This window comes from Streptomyces sp. NBC_00247, from assembly GCF_036188265.1.
Taxonomy (GTDB): Bacteria; Actinomycetota; Actinomycetes; order Streptomycetales; family Streptomycetaceae; genus Streptomyces.
In genome coordinates, this window is sequence record NZ_CP108093.1 from 3,114,297 (window position 1) to 3,125,768 (window position 11,472).

Annotated in this window: 8 protein-coding genes; 3 read left to right on the forward strand and 5 right to left on the reverse strand. The window is 71.4% G+C overall.

Translation table 11 applies throughout. The features are described from left to right. Window positions 1-419 precede the first annotated feature (419 nt). From OHT52_RS13125 to OHT52_RS13135, 3 genes are all read left to right on the forward strand, one after another. Window positions 420-572 carry a hypothetical protein gene (locus OHT52_RS13125; protein ID WP_328720330.1) on the forward strand — a complete coding sequence of 51 codons (153 nt, stop codon included), beginning with the start codon at window positions 420-422 and terminating at the stop codon, window positions 570-572. Between the two features lie 182 nt (window positions 573-754). Then, a complete protein-coding gene (locus tag OHT52_RS13130; RefSeq protein WP_328720331.1) occupies window positions 755-2,590 on the forward strand; it encodes a S9 family peptidase in 1,836 nt (611 codons plus the stop codon). Window positions 2,591-2,652: 62 nt separating this feature from the next. Continuing rightward, the gene (locus OHT52_RS13135; RefSeq protein WP_328720332.1) at window positions 2,653-3,546 is read left to right on the forward strand and encodes an SURF1 family protein; all 894 of its coding nucleotides are present in this window, start codon (window positions 2,653-2,655) and stop codon (window positions 3,544-3,546) included. Window positions 3,547-3,715: 169 nt separating this feature from the next. On the opposite strand, the gene OHT52_RS13140 is transcribed toward OHT52_RS13135, so the two are convergent. The 5 genes from OHT52_RS13140 to OHT52_RS13160 form a co-directional block, all read right to left on the reverse strand. Continuing rightward, a complete protein-coding gene (locus tag OHT52_RS13140; protein ID WP_328720333.1) occupies window positions 3,716-5,440 on the reverse strand; it encodes a hypothetical protein in 1,725 nt (574 codons plus the stop codon). An 83-nt stretch (window positions 5,441-5,523) separates the two neighbouring features. Continuing rightward, a complete protein-coding gene (locus tag OHT52_RS13145) occupies window positions 5,524-6,108 on the reverse strand; it encodes a SigE family RNA polymerase sigma factor (RefSeq protein WP_328723719.1) in 585 nt (194 codons plus the stop codon). A 699-nt stretch (window positions 6,109-6,807) separates the two neighbouring features. Further along, on the reverse strand, window positions 6,808-7,887 hold the full coding sequence (locus tag OHT52_RS13150; RefSeq protein ID WP_328720334.1) for an aspartate-semialdehyde dehydrogenase: 1,080 nt from the start codon (window positions 7,885-7,887) through the stop codon (window positions 6,808-6,810). Then, the gene (locus tag OHT52_RS13155; RefSeq protein WP_266707105.1) at window positions 7,884-9,155 is read right to left on the reverse strand and encodes an aspartate kinase; all 1,272 of its coding nucleotides are present in this window, start codon (window positions 9,153-9,155) and stop codon (window positions 7,884-7,886) included. Before OHT52_RS13155 ends, OHT52_RS13150 begins: the two co-directional genes overlap by 4 nt. A gap of 241 nt (window positions 9,156-9,396) precedes the next feature. Then, window positions 9,397-11,436 carry a LamG domain-containing protein gene (locus tag OHT52_RS13160; RefSeq protein WP_328720335.1) on the reverse strand — a complete coding sequence of 680 codons (2,040 nt, stop codon included), beginning with the start codon at window positions 11,434-11,436 and terminating at the stop codon, window positions 9,397-9,399. Between the last annotated feature and the right edge of the window lie 36 nt (window positions 11,437-11,472).

Here is an 11,472-nt window from a genome sequence, read left to right on the forward strand (position 1 = left end):
GAAAACGCCGATCGGCAAGAGCGGCGACCTGCGCCGGCCCCTCCCTGCCGCAGGCACGGCGCGCGTCCCACCGCGCGCGCGTTCCGGCCTCGACCGGCCCGGAAGACGCGCACTCCGCACCCCGGGTGACCGGAAGACGACGGAGGTGGTCACTTCCCTCTCCCTTCGCGCGTCGTTTTCGCTACGCCCCGGGCCCCGTGCCCGCCATGGGCCGGAGGTCCGGTGGCGGACCAAGTGACAGCCGACGAAGGCGTGTTACGGGCGGGGGCTGGGCGTATCCACATGCGCAGCATGTCCCACGTCGGCATTGCGGAAGCTGACGGTCGGCCGGCGGAAGCTGACGGTCGACCCGGCGGAAGCTGACGGCCGACAAGGGCGCGGCCGTACGGAAGTTCATCGTTCGGACCATCGCCTGGTTGATGCGAGGTGGACGCGGCGGCCGGGTCGATGCCACGGAGCCGACCCCGGAAGCGCGGCGGACCCTGGTGCGGAGCATCACCGGCACCGCTGCCCCGGTCGGCGAAGCGGGGCTGCCGGTGATCAAGGCCGCGAGGACGTTGCTCGCGGGCTGAAAGAGCCGCGCGGCAGTGCGGAACACCGCGCGTCGCCGCACTGTCCGCTCGGTGATGCCGGCCGGGGAACACAGGTCGGTGATGTCCGACGAGCGAAACATGCGCGGGCCGGGGTTCCGGATGATTTCGCGGGGAGACGAAGGGCCGTGCGTCCAGGACCGCCTTTCGGGTTGGATGGGGGCATGAGCGACACACAGAACGCCTCGACCTCTCCGGACTGGGAGCAGCGGTTCCGCGCACCCCGGGTCTCCCTGCCCGACTGGGCGGAGGACGCCCCGGAGCGCTCGCTCTTCGTGTCCAACGCGACCGGCACGTACGAGCTGTACACGTGGGACCGGTCGACCGGTCAGCAGCGGCAGGTGACCGACCGGCCGAACGGCACGACCGACGGCACGCTGACCCCGGACGGCTCCGAGATCTGGTGGTTCAGCGACAAGGACGGCGACGAGTTCGGCATCTGGATGCGGCAGCCGTTCGGCGGTGGTGAGGACGTTCCGGCGGTGCCGGGGCTGGAACCGTCGTATCCGGCGGGTCTCGCGATCGGGCGGGACGGCACCGCTGTAGTCGGCCGCTCCACCGACGAGGACGGCACGACGATCCATCTGGCCCGACCGGGCGGCGCGGGCATCGTGGAGATCTACCGGCACCGGGAGTCGGCCGGGGTGGGCGATCTGTCGCACGACGGCAGCCTGATCGCTCTGGAGCACACGGAGCACGGCGACGCGATGCATTCGGCGTTGCGTGTGGTGCGACCGGACGGGTCGACGGTGGCCGAGCTCGACGACACCGAGGGCGGCACGAAGGAGCTGGGTCTGGCGGTGATGGGGTTCGCTCCGGTCGCCGGCGACACCCGGCTGCTGATCGGGCACCAGCGGCGGGGGCGCTGGGAGCCGATGATCTGGGACCCGGTCGCGGGGACGGAGACGGAGCTGGAGATCGATCTCCCCGGGGACGTGGGCGCCCAGTGGTATCCGGACGGCTCCGCGATCCTGGTCGAGCACGACTTCGAGGCCCGCAGCGAGCTGTGGCGCCATGAGCCGGGCGGGCCGGAGCCGGTGCGGGTGGAGACGCCCGCCGGTTCGGTGTCGGGTGCCACGGCCCGTCCGGACGGGACGGTGGAGTACCTCTGGTCCTCGGCCGCCCTGCCACCGGTCGTCCGCTCCACCACGGGCGCGGTGGTCCTGGACCCGCCGGGTCCTAAGGCTCCCTCCTCGGTGCCGGTGCGGGACGTGTGGGTGGACGGGCCGGGCGGGCGCGTCCACGCATTGGTGCAGACGCCCGCCTCGGGCGAGGGCCCGTTCCCCACGATCTTCGAGATCCACGGCGGACCGACGTGGCACGACAGCGACGCGTTCGCCTCGGGCCCGGCCGCCTGGGTGGACCACGGCTTCGCCGTCGTGCGGGTGAACTACCGGGGCTCCACGGGGTACGGCCGGGCCTGGACCGACGCTCTGAAGCACCGGGTGGGGCTGATCGAGCTGGAGGACATCGCGGCGGTCCGGGAGTGGGCCGTCGGGTCGGGCCTCGCCGATCCGGACCGCCTGATCCTGGCCGGTGGGTCCTGGGGCGGGTATCTGACCCTGCTCGGTCTCGGCACCCAGCCGGACGCCTGGGCGCTGGGCCTGGCCGCCGTCCCGGTGGCGGACTACGTCACGGCGTACCACGACGAGATGGAGGCCCTGAAGGCGATGGACCGCACTTTGCTCGGCGGCACTCCGGAGGAGGTGCCCGAGCGGTTCGAGGCGTCGTCGCCGCTGACGTACGTCGACGCGGTGCGCGCCCCGGTGTACATCTCGGCGGGCGTCAACGATCCGCGCTGCCCCATCCGCCAGGTGGAGAATTACGTGGACCGGCTGAAGGCCCGGGGCGCGGTGCACGAGGTCTACCGCTACGACGCGGGTCATGGCTCGCTGGTGGTGGAGGAGCGGATCAAGCAGGTGGGACTGGAGCTGGACTTCGCGTTGCGCCATCTCCCCGAGGCGCGGAAGTCGGAGGCGGACACCGCCGCACACGCGTAAGGGCCGGATAAATGGTCGGCCCCCGCTCCCGGTCGGCGGAGCGGGGACCGTACGGTAATGGGGTGTACCGGTTCCTGCTGACCCCGCGATGGTGGGGGATCAACCTCTTCGTCGTGCTGGCCATTCCGTTCTGCGTGTTCATGGGCACCTGGCAGCTCGGCCGCTTCGAGGACCGCGTGCAGTCGCACGAACAGGCCGAGAAGCAGCCGGACCCGGGCACCCGCCGGGCGAAGCCGCTGGACTCTCTGCTGCCCGTGGACACCGTCACGTCCGGCCGCCCCGCCACGGCGACGGGGACGTTCGCGGACCAGTTCCTGGTCCCTGGGCGTGAACTGGACGACCGCGACGGCTTCTACGTCCTGGACCTGCTGCGTACGGACGGCGGCAAGGCGCTGCCCGTCGTACGCGGCTGGATGCCCGGCGGGACGGAACAGGCGCGGAAGAACAACACGGTCCCTCCGGCCCCCACCGGCGAGATCACGGTGACCGGCGACCTCCAGGCTTCGGAGAGTGCCACCAGCCAGGGTGTGAACAGCGCGGGCGGGCTCCCCGAGGGGGAACTCGGCATCATCAGCGCGGCGTCGCTGGTGAACCTCGTGCCGTACGACGTGTACGACGCCTGGGTGACGCTCCCCGCGAGCGGCATCGGAGGCGCGGACGACTCCGGCAACGGAATGCGGGCGGTCCCGGCCGCCGCGGTGGAGGGCAACGGGCTGGACCTGAAGGCCTTCCAGAACCTCGGCTACACCGGGGAGTGGTTCGTCTTCGCGGCGTTCGTGCTCTTCATGTGGTTCCGCCTGCTGCGGCGCGAGGCCGAAGCGGCCCGGGACGTCGCGCTGGGCCTGGTCCCCGACCCCGCCGCCACCATGGACGCCGTAGCCGGGTCAACGGCGGTCACCGCCGGACCGGGTGAACCCGTCGGCACCTCTTCCGGGACGACGCCCCGCAGCGGGTGACCCCGCGCGGGCCCCACAGGCTCATCGGGCCCGGGCTCATCGGGCCCGGCACCGGCCTCGTCGGCCCAGGCCCCGGCCTCGTCGGCCCAGGCCCCGGCCTCGTCGGCCCAGGCCCCGGCCTCGTCGGCCCAGGCCCCGGCCTCGTCGGCCCAGGCCCCGGCCTCGTCGGTTACGAAGCGGCGAGGATGCCGGTCCGGTAGATCGTGCCCGCGCAGGCGTGGGTGATCGTGGTCTCCGCGGCCGGCGCACCCGCCTCGGGGGTGTGTGTCACGGCGATGGTCCCCTCGGACGGGACAGCGTCCGCCGTAAGCGACTGAGTTGTCAGGGACTGAGCTGTCAGGGACTGAGCTGTCAGGGACTGGGTCTCGACGCTCGACGCCTGGTCCTCCCCCGTACCCGTACCGGTGGGGCTCTCGGTCGGCGTGGGTGTGGGGGCGGTGGCGGTGGGACAGGTGTCGCTCGGCACGAAGGCGAACTTCACCTCGTAGGACATCCAGGGCTTCAGCAGCATGGCCGCGGCCTCGGCGGCGGGGTCGGGCAGCCCGGCTGCGGGGTCGCCCGCGACGTGCTGCACGACCGCGATCTTCGTCGCGTCCGCGGCGCCCGTGGTCGTGAAGGCCACCGTGCCCGCGGTGCTGACCGAGCAGTCCGTGGCGGAGGTGTTGGAGATCCGGAAGCTGCCGTAGACCGTGCCGTTCGCGTCCGCCGACCCGGTGGACGCCGAGGCGACGCCGAGCTGATCGGGCGCGCAGGCGGGCAGGGCGGCGATCGAGGCGAGCTCCTCCTCGCTGACGGCCCCGGAGTGAGCGCTGTCGGAGTCCGCCGGGGCGTCGGTCGCGGTAGGTGTGCCGCTGGGGTCCGGTATTCCTTCGTGCCGGCCGTCGGCGCCCTGCGCGGGCTGTCCCGCGCTCGGCTTCTCCCCCACGGCTGCCCCGGAAGCGTCGCCCTGTTGGCTCTGGGAGTTCTGGCCGTGCCCGGCGAGGGAGGGGGCCGCGGTGGCGACACTCCCGGAGTTCGCCACGTGCAGGAGGGCGGGCACGGCGGTACCGATCAGCAGGGCCGCGGCAGCCGCGCCGACGACGGCCTGGCGGCGTCGCGCACGGCGGGCGGGTACGGCCCGGTGCAGCTGGTCCAGTGCGTTCTCGGCGGGTTCGAGGTCGTGGACGGCTCCCCGCAGCAGGCGCCGGAGCACCTGTTCGTCGGTCGTGTCGTCCTCGTCTCCTGCCTCGACCGGGCCCCCGCCCGGACCGCTGCCCCGCAACAGGCGGCCACCCGACCCGCTACCGCTCAAGCCACCCTCTCTCAAGCCACCACCGTTCAAGCCGCCGCTCATGTCGATGCCGCTCAGGTCGATGCCGTCGCCGCTCGCCGCGACGGAGCCGATGCCCCGGCCGAAGCCGACGGCCGGGGTGCGGGCCGGGAAGAGCTGGGTCAGGGTGCCGGTGACGGGGGCGCCGTCGTAGGAGCTGGGCGCCTTCTCGCGGGGGCGGGACAGGTCGTCGCGCGAGCGGGGCGCCTGGTCGTGCTGCTCGGAAGCGTCGCCGGTGACCTCGCCGGTCGCGTCGCCGGTGACCTCGCCGGTCGCGTCGCCAGTCACGCCGCCACCGCCACGCGCGTCGTCGGCCTCGTCGGTCGGGGCAGGACCGGGGACCCCCGCATACCGGCCGGACGGTGTGTGTACCGGAGGGCGGTGCTCCTCGTCGCCTCCGCGCGTACGGCCGGTCGGCTCGGCAGGCTCGGCCTGTTCGGCAGCCGGCTCGGCCTGTTCGGCAGCCGGCTCGGCCTGTTCGGCAGCCGGCTCGGCCTGCTCGGCGGTCGGCTCGGCCTGACCGGCCCGCCCGCTCGGGCCGGCGCTTCCGGACGGCTCGGCAGAGCGCTCGGGGCCGGGATTCACGCTCGGCCCGTGGCTCGTGTTCGGCCCGTGGTTCACAGTTCCGCTTCCCGTCCGGTCCGGTTCGTGGCTGAAGGGGCGACCACTCATGCCTGCGCCTCCATCACGAGACGCAGAGCGGCGATCCCGCGCGAACCGTACGCCTTGACCGAGCCCAGGGAGATACCGAGGGTATCGGCGACCTGCGCTTCCGTCATGTCCGCGAAGTAGCGCAGCACCAGCACTTCCCGCTGACGCCGCTGGAGGCCCTTCATCGCCTTGATCAGCGCGTCCCGCTCCAGTTGGTCGTACGCCCCCTCTTCCGCGCTGGCCATGTCGGGCATGGGCTTGGAGAGCAGCTTCAGCCCGAGGATGCGGCGGCGGAGCGCGGAGCGGGAGAGGTTGACGACCGTCTGCCGGAGGTAGGCGAGCGTCTTCTCGGGTTCCCGCACCCGGGTGCGGGCCGAGTGCACGCGGATGAACGCCTCCTGTACGACGTCCTCGCAGGAGGCCGTGTCGTCCAGCAGCAGCGCGGCGAGGCCGAGCAGCGAACGGTAGTGGGCGCGGTAGGTCTCGGTCAGATGGTCGACCGTCGTTCCCGCCACCACCGCCTCTTCAGCACCCTCGCGCTGCGAGGGGAGCCTTACGGGGCTCGTCGCGCTCGCAGCGGTCAGCGGGGCGATCACCGGCATGCCGCCGACCGCACGGGGCTTGCGGGGAGGGCGCACGGACAGCCCTCGCAGCGAGCCGACCACCGGAATTTCGAGAACCTCTGCCACGCAAGTTGGACACGCTGCCCCCCATCAGGGTTGTACGCGTGCGGCAGCGCGTTCAGCTCTCTGCGACTCGCCCTCATACGTACCCGCTCTTCCCCAATTGCCCTATTGGTGCGCCCGTCGCGCAAGAAGTGACGACGAAGACGCCGAACAGCCGACTCACGGTTGCACAGGACCACAGAGTCATCGTCGGATACGACAACGCCCCAGCTCAAGGGGTTAAGGGAGCCGAATTGAACATGTGACCTTCACAGATCCCACAAAACTCTTTCGACCAGACATTTCGATGCCGTAGCAAATTCGACGCCCCGGAAACAGCTCCGGAAACAGCCCGGACCGCCCCGGACCGCCCCGGAAACAGCCCAGGACCGGCCTCGGACCAGCGCGGACCGGCGTGCAAAGCGCGGACCGGCGCGGAACAGCACGGACCGGCGGATCCGCATCAGAAGCAGCTGGAAGCAGCTGGAGCCTCACCCCGCACACACGGCGAAACTCCGCCCGTAACACCGTCAGGAAGAGCCGAACACCGTCAGAAAGATCCGCCGGAAGATCCTCGCGGGAACCCGCGCGAGATTCGCCAGAGGAGAAACCCGGGAGGGAAACCGGGGACGGGATTCAGGAGCCGGCCATGGAAGCCGCCAGCGATTCGGCGATCTGGGCCACATTCAGGGCCCCGCCTTTTCGCAGGTTGTCCCCGCAGAGGAACATCTCCAGACCCTGCGGGTCGTCCAGGGAGCGGCGTACCCGGCCGACCCAGGTGGGGTCGGTGCCCACCACGTCCGCCGGGGTCGGGAAGTCGCCTGCGGCGGGGCTGTCGAAGAGGACGACGCCGGGGGCGGTGGCCAGGATCTCGTGCGCCCGGTCGACGGTGACCTCGTTCTCGAAGCGCGCGTGGACGGACATCGAGTGCGTGGTGACGACGGGGACGTACACGCAGGTGATGGCGGTACGCAGTTGGGGCAGGCCGAGGATCTTGCGGCATTCGTCGCGGATGGAGAGTTCCTCGGAGGACCAGCCGTCGCCCGCGTCCGTGCCGGCCCAGGGCACGACGTTCAACGCGACGGGGGCGGGGAACGGGCTGGTGGGCCGGTCGCCGAGGGCGCGGCGTACGTCTCCGGGGCGGGTGCCCAGCTCCGTACCGGCGGCGAGGCCGGCGGCCACGAGGCCGAGTTCCTCGCGCAGGGCGGCGACACCGTCGCGGCCCCGGCCGCTCACGGCCTGGTAGGTGGAGACGGTCAGTTCGCGGAGGCCGAAGGCGGCGTGCAGTGCGCCCACCGGAACGATCAGCGAGAGGGTGGTGCAGTCCGGTGAGGCGACGATTCCGCGCGGGCGGGTGCGGGCCGCGTGCGGGTTGACCTCGGGGACGACCAGGGGCACGTCTTGGTCGAGGCGGAAGGCGGCGGAGCCGTCGACCACGGCTGCGCCCCGGGACGCGGCGACGGGCGCCCAGAGGGCCGCGACCTTTGCGGGCACCAGGAAGACGGCGATGTCGACGCCGTCGAAGGCGTCCTCGGTGATCGGGAGGACTTCCTTCTCCTCGCCGCGCACGGCCAGCTTGCGGCCGGCCGAACGCGGTGAGGCGATCAGCTTCACCTCGCCCCAGACGTCCGCGTGCTGCGAAAGGATCTGGAGCATGACGCCGCCGCTCGCCCCGGTCGCACCGACGACCGCGAGCGAGGGACGGCGTGCGGTCATCGGCCGGTGCCTCCGTAGACGACGGCCTCGTCGGAGTCGCTGTCGAGACCGAAGGCGGTGTGCACGGCGCGCACGGCCTCGTTGACGTCGTCGGCGCGGGTGACGACCGAGATGCGGATCTCGGAGGTCGAGATCAGCTCGATGTTCACACCGGCGTCGGAGAGCGCCTCGAAGAATCCGGCGGTGACGCCCGGGTTCGTCTTCATGCCCGCGCCGACCAGCGAGATCTTGGCGATCTGGTCGTCGTAGCGCAGCGAGTCGAAGCCGATGGTGCCCTTGGCCCGCTCCAGGGCGTCGATGGCCTTGCGGCCCTCGGCCTTGGGAAGGGTGAAGGAGATGTCCGTCAGCCCCGTCGCGGCGGCGGAGACGTTCTGCACCACCATGTCGATGTTGACTTCCGCGTTGGCGATGGTGCGGAAGATCGCGGCGGCCTCGCCCGGCTTGTCGGGGACGCCGACGACGGTGATCTTGGCCTCGGAGACGTCATGGGCGACTCCGGAGATGATCGCGTGCTCCACCTGCTGGTCCCCTTGCGGCTCGTTGCTGACCCAGGTACCGCGCAGTCCGGAGAAGGACGAGCGGACGTGGATCGGGATGTTGTATCGGCGTGCGTACTCGACGCAGCGGTGCAGCAGCACCTTGGAGCCGGACGCGGCCAGCTCCAGCATGTCCTCGAAGGAGATCCACTCGATCTTCTGGGCCTTCTTGACGACCCGGGGGTCGGCGGTGAAGACGCCGTCCACGTCGGTGTAGATCTCGCAGACCTCGGCTTCCAGCGCCGCGGCGAGGGCGACGGCGGTGGTGTCGGACCCACCGCGGCCGAGGGTGGTGATGTTCTTGCCCTCCTGGCTCACGCCCTGGAACCCGGCGACGATGGCGATGTTGCCTTCGTCGATCGAGGTCCGGATGCGGCCGGGCGTGACATCGATGATGCGCGCCTTGTTGTGGACGGAGTCGGTGATGACACCGGCCTGGCTGCCCGTGAACGACTGGGCCTCGTGGCCCAGGTTTTTGATCGCCATCGCCAGCAGGGCCATGGAGATCCGCTCTCCGGCGGTCAGTAGCATGTCGAACTCACGCCCGGCAGGCATCGGAGACACCTGTTCGGCGAGATCGATCAGCTCGTCCGTCGTGTCGCCCATCGCGGACACCACGACAACCACCTGGTTGCCGCTCTTCTTGGCATCGACGACTCGCTTGGCGACGCGCTTGATGCCCTCGGCATCGGCTACGGATGAGCCTCCGTACTTCTGCACGACCAGGCCCACGTGCGCTCCTCGCTCATTCCGTTACTGCGGTCGGCTCAGTTTAACGAGCGGCCCGGAATCTCCCCGTCCTTACCAGATGGTGAGATGTCCCGCCCACCACCTGGTCCGGCGTGTCGACCCGGGCCGCTCGTACGGGGCCTATGCCCACCTCACCGGCCGTCACGCGCGTCTGTGGTCCAGCCCACACGTTCCGTACCGGCTCCGCAAGCCGGGAACGCCTCGCGCCCGAACCCGCACGGGGTCACCCGAAGCCGAGGTCGCGGACCTCGAGGCCCGGGAGCGCTCCGTCGAACACGTGGATGTCGTCCACCGAACCCCGCAGGTACGAGCCCCAGCCGCCCTGCACCGGGCCCCGACCGATCTGGAGGCCGCCGGTGCTCGTCCAGCCGGAACGGAAGGCCACGCTCGCACCGGTCTCCTGGGCGTCCACGTACAGCGCGACCCGGCCGTTCACCGTGTCGTGCACCACTCCCACCCGGTGCAGGCCGCCGGGCGGGGCAGCGGCGCTCACGGTCGTCACCTCGGCTTCGGGGGTCCCCGCGTGAGAGACGCGCAGTTCCCACTGCTGGGTGGCGGGCACGTAGCGGACCTCGAAGGCCGCCGTTCCGTCGTCGTTGCCCTGGGAGAAGAGCGTCATGGCGGCGTCGTCGGCGGTCACGTGGTCGAGCATGACGACGGCCGCGACGGTGTAGCTGCGGGCGGTGTCGACGACCGGCTGGGCGGTGGCGGCGTAGTCGTCCACCCCGTCGAGCGCGAGGTCGGCGTAGCCCCGAAGGGGGTCCTTGTCCGGGAAGCACTCCGGGTAGAGATCACACCAGTCGTCCGGCGACGGCCACCGGTAGAGGTGAGCGCCCCCCTCCAGGCTCAGCGGCTGGTCCGCGCCCACCGATGAGGGGGTCTTGCCCTCCGTGCCGGTCTCCATCGACCAACGGGCGGTCTCCGTCGCCCGGACCACCTCGACCAGGGCGAGCTGGGTGATCTCGGCGGGCACGACGACCCGGTCCCAGGCCCGGAGGTCGCCGATCTCGCCCTGCCAGCGGTCGCGGTATCCGGCCTTGCCCCGTGCGCGGCCGATCTGGAAGGCACCGGTCACCCGGGCCGGGTCGATCGCGGCGGGAATGCCCGTTTCCTTCCCGTTGACGTAGAGGTGCGCGAGGCCGGTCTCGGCGTCGTACAGCCCGAGGACGTAGGACCAGCTGTCGGCCTCCGGGGTGCCGCCGGTGACACGGTGTGCGCCCGCCCCGAAGGACCACTGTGCGCCGTCGTCACCGGGCCGCAGGCCGAGGGTGAAGGCGGGGGCGCCGTCGGCGTCCTGGGAGGCGACGGTCATGGTGCGGTCGGTGGCGCCGGGGCGTACCCAGCCGCCCACGGCGAAGGTCTTGGTGGTGTCCACGACCGGTGCGCCCGGGGTGAGGAAGCCGTGGCCGGTACCGTCGAGCGAGACGGTGGAGGTCAGCGCGGTGCCTTCCGGCGCGGGTGCTCCGAACACGGCGCCGGTTCCGGCGCGTGCGGCCGTTCCGCTGACCGCTGCGGCGGACCGGGTGCCCGCCACGTCGGCGAGCTGCCACTCGGCGACAGGGGCGCTCGCGAACGACGGATAGAAGTTGTAGTTGGTCGTGCCGCTGCCGTGTCCCGCCTTGTCGAACGCCTCGACCTCGAGCCTTTGATTCGAATCCGTGGCGAGCAGGCGCACTTCCGCCGTGTGCTCCGGGCCCGTTGCAGCGACGTGCACACCGGGGTACCCCAGGAGCGTGTAGCGGTAAGAGACGACGTCGTCGTCCACCGGGGACGAGAACCGGAAGGTGCCGTACGTACCCACTCCCCCGCTGCGGAACACGTTCTCGGGGAACTCCGCAGAGGTCACCACCGGGGCCTGCGGCGCCACGGTGTCGATGACGAACTCGCAGGCACTCGTGCCCTCGTCGCTCCATTCGGACACGGCGGTGCCGTCGTGGGCACGTACGTGCCAGGAGATGACGGTGTCGGCGGGCAGGGGGCCGTCGAAGGAGGTGTCCCAGGAGAACGTGGAGCCGGACGGCAGGTAGGGGGAGGCGACGTCACGGAGCCGCTGTTCCACTCCGTCCGGGTCGGTCCACCACACTTCGAACTCGGCGTTGACGGTGTCGTCCCGGCCGGGGGCGTTGTCCTCGGCCGGGTCGTTGAGTACGGCGTGCAGCGCCGGTGCCCACGTCACGACGGGACGGTCCGCGCCCGAGACGCAGGGCTTTGAACCGGTCTCCAGGTCGGCCGCGCCCGGCTGGAGCGGTGGCAGGTTGTCCACAGCGACGGCCACCCCCGAGGCCGTCAACGCGAGTAC